Source organism: Micromonospora globosa, from assembly GCF_000717585.1.
GTDB classification, from domain to species: Bacteria; Actinomycetota; Actinomycetes; order Mycobacteriales; family Micromonosporaceae; genus Micromonospora; species Micromonospora aurantiaca.
The window spans coordinates 18,139-33,323 of record NZ_JNZR01000042.1; the positions used below are offsets into that span (position 1 = coordinate 18,139).

17 protein-coding genes are annotated in these 15,185 nt (G+C 74.8%); 12 read left to right on the plus strand and 5 right to left on the minus strand.

Annotated elements, in window-relative coordinates:
• Positions 1 to 23: 23 nt before the first annotated feature.
• Together IF06_RS0128945 and IF06_RS0128950 are read left to right on the plus strand one after the other, a co-directional pair.
• Positions 24 to 653: a hypothetical protein gene (locus IF06_RS0128945; protein ID WP_013285242.1), complete on the plus strand. Its 630-nt coding sequence runs from the start codon at positions 24 to 26 to the stop codon at positions 651 to 653.
• 112 nt (positions 654 to 765) lie between these two features.
• Positions 766 to 1,149, plus strand: a complete 384-nt coding sequence (locus IF06_RS0128950) for a hypothetical protein (protein WP_030274805.1) — start codon at positions 766 to 768, stop codon at positions 1,147 to 1,149.
• A gap of 4 nt (positions 1,150 to 1,153) precedes the next feature.
• Here IF06_RS0128950 and IF06_RS0128955 read toward each other — a convergent pair whose 3' ends face one another.
• Both IF06_RS0128955 and IF06_RS0128960 read right to left on the minus strand, forming a co-directional pair.
• On the minus strand, positions 1,154 to 1,363 hold the full coding sequence (locus IF06_RS0128955; RefSeq protein ID WP_013285240.1) for a hypothetical protein: 210 nt from the start codon (positions 1,361 to 1,363) through the stop codon (positions 1,154 to 1,156).
• Between the two features lie 35 nt (positions 1,364 to 1,398).
• On the minus strand, positions 1,399 to 2,289 hold the full coding sequence (locus IF06_RS0128960; RefSeq protein WP_013285239.1) for a DUF72 domain-containing protein: 891 nt from the start codon (positions 2,287 to 2,289) through the stop codon (positions 1,399 to 1,401).
• Positions 2,290 to 2,432: 143 nt separating this feature from the next.
• Between IF06_RS0128960 and IF06_RS0128965 the strand changes: the two genes are divergently transcribed.
• Positions 2,433 to 3,119, plus strand: a complete 687-nt coding sequence (locus IF06_RS0128965; RefSeq protein ID WP_030274807.1) for a hypothetical protein — start codon at positions 2,433 to 2,435, stop codon at positions 3,117 to 3,119.
• 24 nt (positions 3,120 to 3,143) lie between these two features.
• Complete coding sequence (locus tag IF06_RS0128970; RefSeq protein WP_030274809.1) at positions 3,144 to 3,881, plus strand: Pr6Pr family membrane protein; 738 nt, start codon at positions 3,144 to 3,146, stop codon at positions 3,879 to 3,881.
• Between the two features lie 24 nt (positions 3,882 to 3,905).
• Here IF06_RS0128970 and IF06_RS0128975 read toward each other — a convergent pair whose 3' ends face one another.
• Complete coding sequence (locus IF06_RS0128975; protein WP_030274811.1) at positions 3,906 to 5,984, minus strand: glycogen debranching N-terminal domain-containing protein; 2,079 nt, start codon at positions 5,982 to 5,984, stop codon at positions 3,906 to 3,908.
• Positions 5,981 to 6,358: an SCP2 sterol-binding domain-containing protein gene (locus tag IF06_RS0128980; protein WP_013285235.1), complete on the minus strand. Its 378-nt coding sequence runs from the start codon at positions 6,356 to 6,358 to the stop codon at positions 5,981 to 5,983. Before IF06_RS0128980 ends, IF06_RS0128975 begins: the two co-directional genes overlap by 4 nt.
• A 133-nt stretch (positions 6,359 to 6,491) precedes the next feature.
• On the opposite strand from IF06_RS0128980, the gene IF06_RS0128985 reads away from it, so the two are divergent.
• Positions 6,492 to 7,469 carry a glycoside hydrolase family 88 protein gene (locus IF06_RS0128985; protein ID WP_030274813.1) on the plus strand — a complete coding sequence of 326 codons (978 nt, stop codon included), beginning with the start codon at positions 6,492 to 6,494 and terminating at the stop codon, positions 7,467 to 7,469.
• Here IF06_RS0128985 and IF06_RS0128990 read toward each other — a convergent pair.
• A complete protein-coding gene (locus tag IF06_RS0128990) occupies positions 7,456 to 7,962 on the minus strand; it encodes a mycothiol transferase (RefSeq protein WP_030274816.1) in 507 nt (168 codons plus the stop codon). The two genes, IF06_RS0128985 and IF06_RS0128990, sit on opposite strands and share 14 nt — an antisense overlap.
• Before the next feature lie 97 nt (positions 7,963 to 8,059).
• Here IF06_RS0128990 and IF06_RS0128995 point away from each other — a divergent pair, with 97 nt between their 5' ends.
• From IF06_RS0128995 to pip, 7 genes are all read left to right on the plus strand, one after another.
• Positions 8,060 to 8,575: a 2'-5' RNA ligase family protein gene (locus IF06_RS0128995; protein ID WP_030274818.1), complete on the plus strand. Its 516-nt coding sequence runs from the start codon at positions 8,060 to 8,062 to the stop codon at positions 8,573 to 8,575.
• Positions 8,576 to 9,118: 543 nt separating this feature from the next.
• Positions 9,119 to 10,228, plus strand: coding sequence for a hypothetical protein (locus IF06_RS0129000; protein WP_030274821.1), 1,110 nt, complete (start codon positions 9,119 to 9,121; stop codon positions 10,226 to 10,228).
• A gap of 23 nt (positions 10,229 to 10,251) precedes the next feature.
• Positions 10,252 to 11,079, plus strand: coding sequence for an MEDS domain-containing protein (locus IF06_RS0129005; RefSeq protein ID WP_013285229.1), 828 nt, complete (start codon positions 10,252 to 10,254; stop codon positions 11,077 to 11,079).
• Complete coding sequence (locus IF06_RS0129010; RefSeq protein ID WP_030274823.1) at positions 11,076 to 12,038, plus strand: anti-sigma factor RsbA family regulatory protein; 963 nt, start codon at positions 11,076 to 11,078, stop codon at positions 12,036 to 12,038. Before IF06_RS0129005 ends, IF06_RS0129010 begins: the two co-directional genes overlap by 4 nt.
• A gap of 136 nt (positions 12,039 to 12,174) precedes the next feature.
• A complete protein-coding gene (locus IF06_RS0129015; protein ID WP_013285227.1) occupies positions 12,175 to 13,644 on the plus strand; it encodes a hypothetical protein in 1,470 nt (489 codons plus the stop codon).
• Between the two features lie 124 nt (positions 13,645 to 13,768).
• Positions 13,769 to 14,143 carry a hypothetical protein gene (locus IF06_RS0129020; RefSeq protein WP_013285226.1) on the plus strand — a complete coding sequence of 125 codons (375 nt, stop codon included), beginning with the start codon at positions 13,769 to 13,771 and terminating at the stop codon, positions 14,141 to 14,143.
• A gap of 43 nt (positions 14,144 to 14,186) precedes the next feature.
• Positions 14,187 to 15,137: a prolyl aminopeptidase gene (gene pip / locus IF06_RS0129025; protein ID WP_013285225.1), complete on the plus strand. Its 951-nt coding sequence runs from the start codon at positions 14,187 to 14,189 to the stop codon at positions 15,135 to 15,137.
• Positions 15,138 to 15,185 lie beyond the last annotated feature (48 nt).

Below are 15,185 nucleotides of genomic sequence, written 5' to 3' on the forward strand. Positions count from 1 at the left end.
CGAACACGGCGGAGGGGGATCTGATGTCAGAACGGCACACCACGCTGCGCTCGATGCACGACCTGGGCCTGGCGGCCTGGTTCGGCGGTTCCCTGATGGGGGCGCTCGGCGTCAACGGCGCGGCGGCACGGATCAACGACACGACCGAGCGGCTGCCGGTGGCCTCGGCCGGGTGGGCGCGGTGGACACCGGTCAACGCGGCGGCGATCGGCGCGCACCTGGCCGGCGCGGTCGGTGAACTGGTCACCGAGAGCCCGCGGATGGCCCGCCAGGCGGGCGTGGGGAAGATGAGCGCGGTGAAGACCGCGCTGACAGTCGGCGCGCTGGCGGTGACCGGCTACAGCCGGCTGGTCGGCATGCGGCTGGAGAAGGCCGGCGGCCCGCCGGTCGAGGGGACCACCGAACCCAACCACCACACCCCGGCGAACGTCGCGGCCAGCCAGCGGCAGATGAAGCTGCTCCAGTGGGCTGTCCCGGCGCTGACCGGCGCGCTCGTCGTGGTGTCGGCGTACATGGGCGAGCAGCAGAAACCGGGCCAGGTGTTCCGGGGCATGCTCGACCGCGCGGGCGGGCTGATGTCCGCGCCGAAGAACATCGGCAAGGTGGCCGCCGTGGGCGCGGCCGGACGTCATCTGGTCGGGGCGGCCCGTTGACCACCGCGCGGCCGGCGACCCACATCGGGGTGGGTCACCGGCCGCGCGGTGCCCCGGGACCAGACCGTCCGTCGACGGGCGGCACGGACATCAGCAGCCAGGCGAGGTGACCATGACCAGTAGGGACCGGCCGGGTACGGGTGACGGGCGCGGACCGGAGTCGGCCGCGCCGTGGGGCACCACCGACGGCTTCGACGCCGACCCGCCGTGGGGCGCCGGTGACAGAGACCCGATGGACGAGGGCAGCGAGGAGACCGCCGTACCCGAGGGGCGGCTCGGCGAGCGCCGGGCGGCCGGCGCCGGGCCGGGCGGACCGAAGGCGGGCCGGCACGGGTTCGGATCCGTCGAGCCGACCCGGACGCCCGAGGCCGGGCCGGGCGCGCCGCCGGATCCGGCGCCGTCGGGACGGACGTTCCCGGACGACAGGGCGGACGGCGACCTCGGCGACAACGCGCTGGAGGAGGCGACCGGGATGCGCCCGGAGACGCGTCCCTAGGCCGTCAGGAGCCGGTGCCGTCCTCGCCCGGACCACCCGGCGCCGACGGCTCGTTGTCAGGCACCGGTGACTCGGCCACCGGGTGCCCGGTGTCGTCGACCAGGCCCGGCGCCATGCTGCCGCCGTGCGCCTCCTCTGCCTCCCGGGTCGCTCGCGGGTCTCGCTCGTCCTCGCCGCGCCGCTTCTCCACCGATCCCCCTTCGCTGTCGTCCATGCCCCGGCGGTACCCGGACGACGGCTGAGGAAACGTCATGCGCGCGCGGCGGCGGGCGCGACGCCGAGCAGGCCGGCCAGGCGGGCGGCGTCGCGCTGGGCCTGGTCACCACAGCAGTTGTTCATCAGCACGTGCAGCTCGGCGCACTGGTCGGCCAGCTCGCGCAGCAGCACCGACCAGTGCCGCAACTCCCGCTCGCCGTAGGCGTAGCGGAACCGCTCCTGCTTGTCGCCGCTCTCCCAGGCGGTGCTGTGCCCGTGGAACCTGATCACGGCCAGGTCGGTGGTGGCGACCAGGATCGGCGGCACCGAGGAGACGTGCCCCTGCGGCATGTCCACACAGGCGTACCCGAGGTCGTGTTCACGCAGGAACGTGACGGTGTCGGCCATCGCGTCCCCGTCGAACCAGGACGAGTGCCGCAGCTCGACGGTGACCGGCCAGGGGCGGCAGCGCCGCGCGGCGTCCAGGATCCGCCGCCGGGCCGCCTCGCCGCGGGCCAGCCACGGCGGGAACTGCAACAGCACGGCACCGAGCCGGTCGGCCGCCGCGAGCGGCGCCAGCGCCGCGTGGAACCGGTCCCACAACTCGTCGTACGCCCCGGCGGGCAGGTCACGCCAGCGGATCCGGTTCGGGCCGCCGGCCGGACGCAGGTCGCGGGGCAGCGCGTCGACCGGCGTGTGGTGGCCGGTGAACAGCCGGAACGCCTTGACGTCGAAGGTGAACCCGTCCGGGGTGGCGGCCGCCCAGCCCGCCGTCGTCTCCGGCGCCGGCACGGCGTAGTACGACGTGTCCACCTCGACCAGTCCGAACCGCTCGGCGTACCAGCCGAGCCGGCCGGCGGGGGTGTTGACCCCGCGCGGATACCAGCCGGAGCGGACCAGCATCTGGTCGGCCCAGGAGGACGTGCCCACCTTGATGACACCCATGTAATTCAGTTCACCGCGAGTGCGGGACATCGGCAACCGGAGATGCCCCGGGGCCGTGACCGGCGCCGGGTGACCGACCTCACCGGCTCCTCGGCGCGCCGGAGTGTGACGCCCGGCCGGGTGGCGGCGCTGAGGGTGACGAGATGGACGCATCCGGCCTGGACCAGGAAACCGTCGAGCGGCTGCTCGTCGGCCGCTCCGGCGACACGCCGACCGCTCCGCCGGGACTGGCCGCCGTGCTGGACGCGGTCCGCGCCGCGCCCGGCACGGGCGAGCTCGACGGCGAGGCGGCAGCGGTAGCGGCGTTCCGGGCCGCCCGGTGGATGCGCCGTCGCCGCGGTGCCCGGTTCGGCGTACGGGTGGCAGTGGCCGCACTGGCCGCGTCCCTCACCGGCGGCGTCGCGCTCGCCGCGACCGGGAACCTGCCGCGCGCCGCACGTCCGGCAGCGCCGCCGGTCGTCACCGCGCCCCCTGCGCCGTCGGCCCGGCCGAGCCCGCCGGCCGGCTCACCGGCGCCCCGGACACCACACCCGTCCTCGCCGCCCGGCCTGTGCGTCGCGTACCGGGCCGTCGCCGAGCCGGAGCGGGGACGGGCCCTGGCCACACCCGCCTTCAGCGGCCTCGTCGCCGCCGCCGGGGGTCACGACCGCGTGCCGGACTACTGCGCCGGGCTGCTGGGCGACGATCCGCCGGGGAAGGCCGGCGGGCGAGGCGGCGGCAGGTCCGCGCACCCGGTCCACCCGTCCGGCGGGCCGCCGGGCGTGGACGACCTCCCGCCCGGGCACGTCGGCCGGCCGTCCGGCACCCCGCCCGGGCGGCGTCCCGGCTGACGACCGGCTGGTAACTTGCCCCCCGTGACCCCCCGGCGTCGCCTACCGGCGATCCTCCTCCGCCTCGCAGTGGTGCTCGCCGTGCTGGCCGGCATCGTCCTCACCGCGCTCGGCCCGGCCACGGTGACCGGACTGCTGCCGTACTTCACCATCCAGAGCAACGTGGCGGTCGGCGTCCTCGCCGGGTACGCCGCCTGGTGCGCGCTGCGCGACCGGCCGGAGCCACCGAGCGTCCTCAAGGGGGCTGTGACCCTCTACATCACCATCACCGGCACGGTCTACCACCTGGTGCTGGCCAACCCGGCCAGCCCGTTCGCGATGGCCCAGCCGGACCGGCAACCGGGCGAGTGGTGGGGCAACCAGTTCCTGCACACTGTGGTGCCGCTGCTGGCGGTCGCCGACTGGGCGCTGTTCGACAGGCGCGGCCGGCTGCGCCCCCGGTACGCCGCCTGGTGGCTGGTGTTCCCGCTCGGATACCTCGGGTTCGCGCTGGTACGCGGCCTGATCGTGGAGAGGTACCCGTACCCGTTCATCGACGCGGGCGAGCTGGGCTACGACGGGGTGGCGGTCAGCGCGGTCGGGTTCGCCGCGGTGTTCTGGCTGCTGGGCCTGCTGTTCGTGGGCGTGGACCGGCTGCTCGCCCGGGCCGGGCGTGCCGATGCGGCGGAGAAGCCACCCGCGGCCGGGCCGGTGGAGCCGACGACGGCAGCCGAGCCGGGCGCCTCGACGGCAGCCCAGCGGGAGACCACCGGCTCGGCCTGAGCGGCGGCCGGTCAGGCGGCCCGGTCAGGCGGCCCGGTGGGCCGGGCGGCCGGCGCGCATCCGCCGGCCCGAGCCGCGTTCCCGGCCGTACGAGTCGGCTCTTCCCCACCGGCCCGGCACGTCGAGCAGCTCGATCCGCCCGAACCCGCTCGGGACGGCCGGGTTCACCAGCAGGTTCTCCCCGCACGGACGCAACCCCAGCATCGTCGCCAGCAGCATCAGCAGCCCACCGGAGGCCCACGACTGCGGTCGCCCGGCCTCCGGCAACTGGACCGGGTACTTGGTCAGCGCGCGGGGGTAGCCGGCGATCGTCTCCGGGACCGAGCCGCCGAGCGTCTCCGCCATCGCGAACACGCCCGCGGCGATGTCGGCCGCCTCCTCGTCGAAGCCGTACCGCCGCAGGCCCGCCGCGACGATCGCGTTGTCCCAGGGCCAGACCGCGCCGAGGTGCGGGCCGACCGGGTTGTACGGCATCTGCCCCTGCGCGTAGGTGCGCACGCCCCAGCCGGAGAACAGGTCCGGCCCGCGCAGGTGCCCGGCCAGCGCGTCGGCCCGGTCCGGCTCCACGATGCCGCTCCACAGCAGGTGCCCCAGGTGCGAGGTGAGCGCGTCGACCGGCTCGCCGTCCGGCGTGAGCGCCAGCGCGTAGTAGCCCCGCTGCGGCAGCCAGAAGTCATTGTTGAACCGCTCCCGCAGACGCGCCGCGTCGGCCTCCAGGCGCTCGGCGTAGCCCGGGTCGTCCCAGAACTCCCGGGCCAGGCGGGCGCCCCGGATCCGCGCGTCGTACGCGTACCCCTGGAGCTCGCACGTGGCGCGCGGGTACGGCGGCTCCACCCCGTCCCGGTCGACGATCGCCGCAGGTGTGTTCCGCCAGGTCTGGTTGGCCACCCCGTTCACCGTGTTGCGTGGCCGGTAGCGCAGGTAGCCGTCGCCGCACTGGTCGCCGTACCGGGTCAGCCAGTCCAGCGCCATCCGGGCCGGGTGCCGCAACTCGTTGACCAGGTCGGTGTCACCGGTCCAGCGCTCGTACTCGTCGAGCAGGATCACGAACAGCGGCGTGGTGTCGGCCGCCCCGTAGTAGATCGCGGTGGGCTGCTCCTCGAACGCGGCCGCCTCGCCGTATCGCAACTCAGCGACGATCTTGCCGGGCTCCTCCTCGTGGTAGTCGTCGAGCCGGCCGCCCTGCACCATCGCCAGCATGTGCAGCGTGCCCGGGGTCAGCTCGGGCGTGAACGGCAGCGTCTGGAGGCAGGTGATCAGCGCGTCCCGCCCGTACAGCGCCATCGCCCAGGGCATCCCGCCGACCGGCACCCGGTCGGTGTAGGCCAGCGGCATGTACCGCAGGGCGGCCAGGTCGGTCAGGGCCTGCCGGTACACGGCGGTCAGCGCGGACCGGTCGGAGACCAGTTGCGGCGCCCGGTCGAACCACCGTTCGAGGCCGTCCCGCATGTCCTGGCGGACGTGCTGCCTGTGGGACTCGATGTCGGCCCGCAGGTCCCGTCCGCCCGCGCCTTGGATGATCATGGCGACGTGCAGGTCGACGTGCCACTCGCCCTGCGGCTCGACGCGGATCCGGAAGGTCATCCCGCGCGCGTCCACCTCGCCCGGGACGGTGCTGGAGACGCACGTCTCCCGGGTGAACCGCCCGCGCTCGTACCGGATCCGCAGCCGCTGCTGCTCCGGTTCGGGGATGACGGTCGGGTGACGCGGGCCGGGACGCAGGATCTCGGAGGTGTCGGCGAAGTCGCCGGCCATCTCCATCCGCACCGTGTACTCGGCGGGTTCGGCCGAGTGGTTCAGCACCGTGAGGCTCTCGTGGTACGCCTCGTCGATCGAGCGGTGCCGGATCACCGAGACGTCGGCGTCCACGTAGTGGCTGGCCGCGCCCGGCACCAGCACGAAGCGGGTCTCGAAGTAGGTCAGGTCGTCGCGGGACAGCGCGTGCAGCCGCTCGCCGTCGATCGTGAGCACCCAGTGGGACAGGAACCGGGTGTCGAAGGAGAACAGGCCGATCGGGGCGCACGGGTCGCGTTCCATGTCGCCCTGCGCGTCGCTCAACGCGAACGCGTTGCCCGCGAGGACGTGGACCAGTTCCTCCCTCATCGGGCCGCCGCCCGCTCACCGGCCACGTCGCGGGGATCCCGGGCGTCCGGCGGGCCGGGGAAGATCCGGCGCAGCGTCATCAGCAGCTTCAGCTCGCCGCGCGCGGCGAGGTCGTTGCGCAGCAGCGCGGCGGCCGGGTGCAGGCGCCCCGCCGCGATCCGGTCGAACACCTCCCGGTTCGCGCCGACCACCAGGTCCGCCTCCTCGGCCAGGCGGTCCACCCGGACGTCCTGCCGGTCGATGGTCAGGTACCAGTGCTCGGTGCAGCCCTCGACGCGCAGATCCAGGCGGATGGTGCCGGAGGTGGTCTCGGGCAGCTCCGGGTGCCGGCCGGCGGTCCCCCGGGTCAGATGTTCCACGGCCGAGACGCTCATCGGGCCTCCTCGTCGGTGGTCGCGGGCGCCCGCCTGCCGGCGCCGCTCGTCCCGCAGCGTCCCCGCGTCGCGGGTGAGGCGAACTCACCCGGTCCGGGTGAGGCGCGGCGGAGCGGCGGGTATCCCTGGGCCCATGCCGACAACCGGGGACGCCACCGCCGACCGGGTGCTGCTCGCGCTGCTGACCATGCAGCGTGAGTCCTGGGAGCAGGGGATCCTCGGTCAGGCGCTGCTCGACTTGGGCCTGGACGAGGCCGCGGTGCTGGTCGCCGACGCCGCGGTGACCCGGCAGCGGCCGGACGGGCGGCTCGGGGAGCCGGCCGGCTCGGTGGGCGCGGTGAACGGCGCCGCGTGCGGTGAGGTGGTCCGGCACGCCTCGCGCCGCACCGGCGACCGGCGGTACGGCGTGGCGCTGGACGCCCAGCTCGACTGGCTGACCCGCCGGGCACCGAGGGCCGCCGACGGCACGCTGTTCCACCTGCTCGACGGCCGCCAGGTGTGGGCGGACACGATCTACATGGTGGTGCCGCTGCTGGCGCTCACCGGCCGGACCGAGGCGGCCGCCGCCCAGGTCGCGGGGCACCGGCGACGGCTGTACGACGCGCGCACCGGCCTGTACGCCGCCCGCTGGGACGAGGACCGCGGCGAACCGGACCGGCCCGGGCCCTGGGGCACCGGCAACGGCTGGGTGGTCGCCGGGATCGCCCGCGCGCTGCGGCTCGCGCCGGAGTGGCCGGGCACCCTCCGCGCCGAGCTGGCCGGGCACGTGGAGGAGGTGCTGACCGCCTGCCTGGCGTACCGGGGCGCGGACGGCCTCTTCCCCGACGTACTGGACGAGCCGGACGCGTTCCGCGAGGCCAACACCGCCCAGCTGCTCGGGTACGCGGCCCTCACCGGAGTGGCCGACGGGTGGCTGGCCCGGTCGTGGTTCGAGGCGGGCGCGGACCTGCTCGCGGCCGCCGCCCGGCGGATCGACGCGTACGGCCGGGTGACGGGCGTCAGCGGGGCGCCGGACTTCGAGCGCCCCGGCACCTCACCCGAGGCGCAGGCGTGTCACCTGCTCGGGCACGCCGCACTGCGCCGGGCGAGTGCGGCGCTCAGCGCAGGATGAGCCCCCGCACGTACGCGGCCTGACCGGCGTGCTGGAAGTCGTCGTCGAGCACGCTCACCAGCCGCACCCCGAGCGTCACAGGCGGATCCCAGTTCTCGTCCACCACCCGGTCCAGGTCGGCCGCGCTCAGCCCGCGCAGGTACGCCAGGCTCCGGTCCACCACCGCCCGGTGGTAGTCCAGCAGCACGCCGCCGTTCTCGGGGCGTACCGCGGCGATCTGCTCCGGGCCGTGCCCGAAGCCGGTGTCGGCGGGGTCCGGCGGCAGGCCGCACCGCCCCGCCCAGTCGCCGGTGGCCCAGAGCTGCGGCTCCCCCATCACGTCGGCGACATGGTCGTCCTGGATCCGCGTCAGGTGCCAGACCAGCCAGCCGACCGGGTTCGCCCCGTCGGCCGGCGCCTGCCGCAGCTGGGCCGCGTCGAGCCCGTCGAGCGCCCCGGCGACCAGATCCGGCAACCGCCCGTACGCCTCGGTCAGCACGTCCGTCACGTCCACGCGCCTCACTCCCCTGTCCTGTCGTGCGTACCCTCGGGCAGTACCGCCCAGCGTGCCCGGCAAGCCTCGGCGCGGGCCCCGCCTCTAGGGTGATCGCGTGGTCGCGGCGCTGGAGCTGTATCTGGACACCGACGCCACCCGGCGGATCCGGGTGCTGTGGGACCTGCTGGAGTCCGACGGGGTGCCGAGCATGCGTTCCCTGCTGGCGCAGCGGCACCGCCCGCACCTCTCGCTGGCTGTCGCGCCCCGCCTGGACCCGCACCGCGTCGCCGAGGCGCTGTCCGGAACCGTGGTGGCGGCGCCACTGCGGCTGGAGTTCCAGCACGCCGGCCAGTTCCTCGGGCGGGTGCTCTGGCTCGGGCCGGCGCCGACGCCCGAGCTGCTGGCGCACCACGCCGCGGTGCACGAACGGCTGGCGCGGGCCGGCGTCGAGGTGGTCGAGCACTACCAGCCGGGCCGCTGGGTGCCGCACTGCACGCTGTCCATGCGGGTGCCGAACCCGCTGATGGGCGCGGCGGTGCGCCGCTGCCTGGAGGTGCTGCCGCTGACCGCGACGGTGGTCGGCGCGGCGGTGGCCGACCACGCCCGCGACATCTCCCACCCCCTGCCCTGACCCCCCCCCCGCCCCGCCCCGCCCCGCCAAGATCCACGCCACCTCGGGGAGGTGGCCGCATCAGACCCCCTCCGACAGCCCCACCTCGCCGAACCGGTGTCGATCTTGGGCCCCTCCGCACGGAGGACGACCCCGCTCGCACCACCACCCCCGCCCGCGCCCTCGATCCACACCACCTCCCCGAAGTGGTGCCATCCCGCTCCATGATCAACACCAGGTCGGGGAAGTGGGGGCATCAGACCATCGCCGATGCAGCCACCTCCCCGACCTGGTGTCGATCATGGTCGGGCGGTGAGCCGGGCACGCCAAGGGAAGGCGGGTCACTGCCGAGGGGCGAGGTCGAGGAGGAGGGTCGGGTAGTCCGGCTCCGGACCAGGATGCGGGCGGGACAGCGCGGCGGCGACCGGGTTTCGCGCCATCTGCGGCCACCCTGACGATCGGGGCCGAACCGACGCAAGCTGGTAAAAGCGCAGGTCAGAGCCATTCTGGCCACCCGAAGACGTGCGGCCGGAGCGGCAGCGAAGCACGTCGAAGGAGAGCCCCATGGCCGCACCCGTCGTCCGTTCCGTCACCGCCGACCAGACCGTCCTGCTGCCCGGGCAGTCGACCACCGTCCGGGTCGACGCCTATCACCCCGACTCGCGCCTGCTGACGCTCGCCGGCCGGGTCAGCGACCCCACCGGCGTCACCTGGGACAGCCCGGTCCGGGTGGACCTGAGCGTCCCGCTGACCATCCAGCTCGCCGGCGCCTCGCCGGGGGTGACCGTCACACCGAGCGGCGCCGAACCGGGCCGCTTCACAGTCACCGTGCTGGCCGGCCGGGGCACGGTGACGCTGACCGCGACGGCGCGTGACGGCGCCGGCCGCACCGGCACGGGCACCACCACGCTGACCGTGCCGCTGCTGGTCGGGATGAGCGCCGAGAAGGGCGCCCGGACCCAGCGCGCGGTGGCCGACTATCCGGGCATCCGCTACATGCGCGACTTCGGCACGGACGGCCCGGACGCGGACGCACTGCCGGAACTGCCCCCGCTGAACGCCGGCAAGTTCGCCGACGCGCCCTCGGCCGTCATGCACGTCAGCTGGAAGGACGACGTCGAACAGCTGGCCGGCTGGCTCGACGGCGTGAACCGCCCGATCTACCTGACCTGGTACCACGAGCCGATGGGCGACGTGGCCCCGGCCACGTACCGGGCGACGGCGAGCCGGGTGACGCAGATCCTGGCGGCGCACCGCAACCGGCGGTGGGTGCTCGGGCACGGCCCGATCGTGACCCGCTACTGGCTGGACGAGGGGCGCGGTAACCCGGCCGACTGGGGTTACCCGGGCATGACCCACTACGGCGTGGACTGCTACTCCCGGGACACCGCCGCGTACTGGCCCGCCTCCCGGATGTTCGGCGTGGCCTTCGGCAAGGTGCGCGCCGCGTACCCGGGCATCCGGCTGCTGGTGCCCGAGTACGGGCTGAGCCGTACCGCCGCGGACACCACCGGCGCGGGCCGGGCACGGACGATCCGCGAGCACGTCACGTGGCTGCGGCAGCAGAACGACGTCGACGCGATCGCGTACTGGAACAACTGGGCCGAGTTCGAGCTGGGCGACCCGCCGCCCGAGGCCACGGCCTGGCGCGATCTCCAGGTGGGCGGGGCATAGACTGGGTCCATGAGGCGGAGTCGGTGACCAGCGGGGGCGTGACGTACCCGGGCTACACTCATGGCTGCCTCGCCTACGACGACCCGGCCACGCTGCGCGCGCTGGCGGTCGAGCAGGTAAGCGCCGGTCTCGCCGCCGGTGAGCAGGTATGGGTGGTCTGTCCGGAGGATCGCGCCACAGTCACCGGCTGGCTGGCCTCGGTCCCCGGGGTCGACGCCGCGCGCCGGCGGGACGCGCTACGGCTGGTTCCCGTCGGCGAGGCGTACCGGCACGACGAGATCGTCGACCCCGACCGGCAGGTCCGGGCGTACGTGCGGGCCACCACCGAGGCGCTCACCGCCGGGCACACCGGCCTGCGGGTGCTGGCCGAGGCGACGAGCCTGGTCCGCACCCCCGCCCAGCGGGACGCGTTCGCCCGCTACGAGCACCGGATCGACCACTGGATGCGGCACCGGCCGATGTCGGCGGTCTGCGCCTACGACCGCCGGCGGCTGGACGACGCGGCGATCGCCGAGCTGGCCTGCCTGCACTCGGTGACGAACGCGGACGTGCTGTTCCGGCTGCACGCCGGCGACGGCGACTCGGTGGTGGCGCTGGCTGGCGAGCTGGACCCGTCCAACCACCGGGACTTCGCCGCCGCGCTGGAGCGGGCCGACCCTCGGCCGGTGGCGGGCCGGGTCGTGTTCGACGCCGCCGAGCTGCGTTTCGTCGACCACCGCAGCCTGCTGCACCTGCGCGACCACGCCCGCCGGCACGACGCCGTCGCGGTGCTGCGCACCCCGAGCCGCGCCCCGGCCCGGCTCGTCGACCTGCTCGGCCTGTCGGAGGTACGGGTGGAGGTCGTCCGATGAGGAGCGGCGCGGCCTTCGGCCATGTGGGCTACTTCCACGAGGCGTTCGTCTACGACTCCGACGAGGAGCTGCTGGCGGTGGCGCTGCCGTTCCTGCTGGACGGGATCGCGGCCGGCGAGCCGACGGCGGTGAACCTGGACGAGCGCAACGCCGAGCTGGTGCGCCGGGCGCTGCCCACCGGCGCCGAGGTCACGTTCCTGCCGGTCGGTGACGTCTACGCCCGGCCCAGCGTCGCGCTGCGTTCCTACCGGGAGCTGCTCGCGTCGTACGTGGCGGCGGGGGCGGCGCAGATCCGGATGGTCGGCGAGCTGCCGCCGGTGCTGCTCGGCGCGACCTGGGACTGGTGGGCGCGCTACGAGTCGGCGATCAACCACGCCTACGACGACTTCCCGCTCTGGGGCATCTGCGCCTACGACCGGCGGGGCACGCCCGCGCACGTGCTCGCCGACGTGGCGCGTACCCACCCGCTGGTGGCACGGACGGACGGCGGGCACGAGACGGCCGGTCTCTACACCGACCCGACGAGTTACCTGACCGAGTTCCGTCCGGCACCGGCGGACCCGGTGCAGCGGACCGCGCCGCTGGTCGAGCTGGTCGACCCGACGCCGGCCCGCGCCCGCGCGGAGGTGCGCGCCGCCGACCGTGGCCTGCTGCCGCCCGACGGCCTGGACGGCCTGGTGATCGCGGTCAGCGAGGTGGTGAGCAATGCGCTGCGCCACGGTGAGCCGCCGGTGTGCCTGCGGTTGTGGCGCGCGCCGGACCGGATCGTGGTGACCGTCCACGATCGGGGGACCGGCCCGAAGGACCCGTTCGCCGGGCTGCTGCCGGCGGGCGACGGTTCCGACGGTGGTCTGGGCCTGTGGATCAGCCACCAGAGTTGCGACCACGTGACGTACCACAGGGACGCGACCGGCTTCACCATCCGCCTGACGGCGGGGAACCCGCACTTCCCGGTCTGACCGTGCCGCCGGTCGGCGGGCAGGAGGGCGGGGCGGGGCGAGCCTCGCGCGCGGACGCGGTACCGTAGCGCCTCATCGTGCCCTGCGGGGCGGTCATCCGCCGGCCTGGCGCTGGCGAACCGACGGAGGATGGCGAATGTCCAACGGTGCCGAGCCGTTCGCACCCCACGACGACCTGTCCGGGCGGCCCCGGTTCGATCCCGCGTTGCGCGGCTACGACAAACGTCAGGTGGACCGGTACGTCGAGCAGATCGACGCCGAGGTGAGCGCGCTGACCGCCGCGCGGGACCGGGCGTACGCGCAGGTGCGCGACCTGACCGCGCAGGTGCAGCGGGTGCAGGCCGAGGCGGTGGAGCTGCGCGACCGTCCGACGGCTGTGGACCGGGCGTCCTTCCGCGACCTCGGCCCGATGGTCGACCAGATCCTGGACCTGGCCGAGAAGCAGGCCGGCCAGATCACCGACGTGGCCACCCGGCGCGCGGAGGAGGTCCAGGGGCAGGCGGAGAAGCTGCTCGCCGCCGCGCAGGAGCAGGCCGCCCGGGAGCGGCGGGAGCTGGACGAGGAGCTGTCCGCCCGCCGGGCCGAGCAGGAGCGGGTGGACGAGGAGCGGCGGGCCGCCGCGCAGGCGGAGCTGACCGCGGTGCGGGAGCTGGCGGAGAAGCTGCGCGTCGAGGGTCAGGCCGCGCACGACCGGGCCCAGCAGGAGGCGAAGCGGATCACCGAGCAGAGCGTGCAGCAGGTCGAGCAGGCGCGCTCGGCGTCCGAGGCGCTGGTGAAGGCCGCGCGGACGCAGATCCAGCAGGAGGTCCAGGCCAACCGCAGCAAGGCCCAGCAGGAGCTGGCCCAGTGGCAGGCCACGATGGCCAAGGAACTGGACGAGCGGCGGGCCGCCGCCGAGCAGGAGCTGGCCGACCGGGCCGCCGCCGCGGAGAAGGACATCGCCTCGCTGGTCGCCGAGGCGCAGCAGTACGCCACCGAGGTCCGGGAGCGGGCCGACGAGGAGACGGCGGCGCACCAGGAGCAGCTCGCCGGCGTGCAGCGGGAGATCCAGCAGCGGCAGGAGACGCTGACCGGGCTCAAGGCGGAGCTGGAGAGCGTCTCCCGGCAGCTGGAGGACACCCGCCGGGAGATCGCCACCATCGAGCGGACCGGCGCGGAGGTGGAGGAGCGGCTGGTCGGCGTACGCCGGGAGCTGGCCGCGGAGACCAAGCGGCTGGACGAGGCGCGGCGCGCCGCGGACCTGGCCGAGCAGCACGCCAAGGAGACCCGGGCCCGGGTGCAGCGGGAGGCCAAGCGGGTCGCCGACCTGGCCGCGGCGGCGGTCATGGCGGCCGCCGCGGGCGGCGGGGAGACAGCCGAGTACCCGCAGGTGGCGGCGCGCCCGCCGATCACCGTGCCGGCCGAGGTGACGCCCCGGGCCGTGGACGCTCGGATCGAGCCGGACGCGATCGAGCCGGACCGGTCGGAGCCGCCGGTCGTGGAGCCGTTCGTCGAGCGGCTGGACGGGCCGAGCTTCGACGCGTTCGCGGTCCGCACGCCGGCTCCGCGGGGTGTGCCCGAGGCGGAGACCACGGGTACGGACAACGGCGTACCGGCTACCGCCTGAGCGTTCGGCGCCGCCGGTCCGGGCCGGGCCGGCGGCGCCGCATCTTGCCCATCGACCTTGCTATATGCAAATATTTGGATCGATCTGCTGGTGCATCTCGATCTTTATTCGGGGGTTGACGGGTATGCGGAAGATTTCCTCGATCGGTGCCGCCGTCGTCCTGACCGTCGCCTCGGCGGGCGCCGTGGTGGCCGGTACGGCCGGACCGGCGAGCGCCGGGTGCAGCCACTCGCACTCCAACGTGGACGGCAAGTTCGGCCAGCTGTTCAACGCCACGAACGTCAACATCCGCACCGGCCCGCACACCACCTGCGCCTCCCTGGGCTACGGGCAGCTCAGTCACACGGTCGACTTCCACTGCTTCGCCAGCGGTGACCGGGTCACCGCGAACGGCAAGACCACCTACACGTGGACGTACCTGCGGGACGTCACCACAGGTGTCTCCGGCTGGGTCGCCGACGCGCTGCTGGACAACCTCGGCGGCAACGTCGCCTGCTGAGCGGGACCACCCGGCACGCCCACGCCGGGCAGAATGACAGGGCATGACCGGCCTGCACCCGCCCGTCGAGCCGTACGCCACCCACCGGATCCCGGTCGGTGACGGCCACGTCCTGCACGTGGAGGAGGTCGGGCGGCCGGACGGCGTACCCGTGGTGTTCCTGCACGGTGGGCCCGGCGGCGGCCTGGTGCCGGTGGCCCGCCGGTTCTTCGACCCCGACCGTCACCGGGCCGTGCTGTTCGACCAGCGCGGCGCCGGCCGCAGCACCCCGCACGGCGAGGTGCGCGCCAACACCACCTGGCATCTGGTGGCCGACCTGGAGACCATCCGGCAGCGGCTGGGCATCGACTCGTGGCTGGTGTTCGGCGGGTCGTGGGGCACCACGCTCGGCCTGGCGTACGCGCAGGCGCACCCGGATCGGGTGACCGGGCTGGTCCTGCGCGGCGTGCTGCTGCTGCGGCGCAGCGAGCGGGACTGGTTCTACCAGGGCGGGCTGCGCCACCTCCAGCCCGAGGAGTGGGAGCGGTTCGTCGCGCCGATCCCGCCCGGCGAACGCGACGACGTGCTGGCCGCGTACCACAGGCGGTTGCACGGCCCGGACGAGGCGCGGGCCCGGGAGTACGCGCGGGCCTGGGGGCGGTGGGAGGCGGTCAACTCGTCGCTGCGGCCCGACCCGGAGCTGCTCGCCCACTTCACCGCCGACGACCAGGCGCTGCCCGTGGCCCGGATCCTGTCGCACTACGCGGTGCACGGCGGCTTCCTCGCCGAGGGCCAGTTGCTCGACGGCGTGGACCGGATCCGGCACCTGCCCGCCGTGATCGTCAACGGCCGCTACGACCTGTGCTGCCCGCCGGTGTCCGCGTACGACCTGGCCCGCCGGTGGCCGGAGGCGACGCTGCGGATCGTGCCGGACGCCGGGCACTCCGCCGCCGAGCCGGGTGTGACCCGGGAGGTGCTGCGCGCGCTCGACGAGGTGACCGCGAGGGTCGGCTGACCGGGCCGGTCGGACCCCCGACAGCCCGGCGGGCGAGCCTGGTCATCC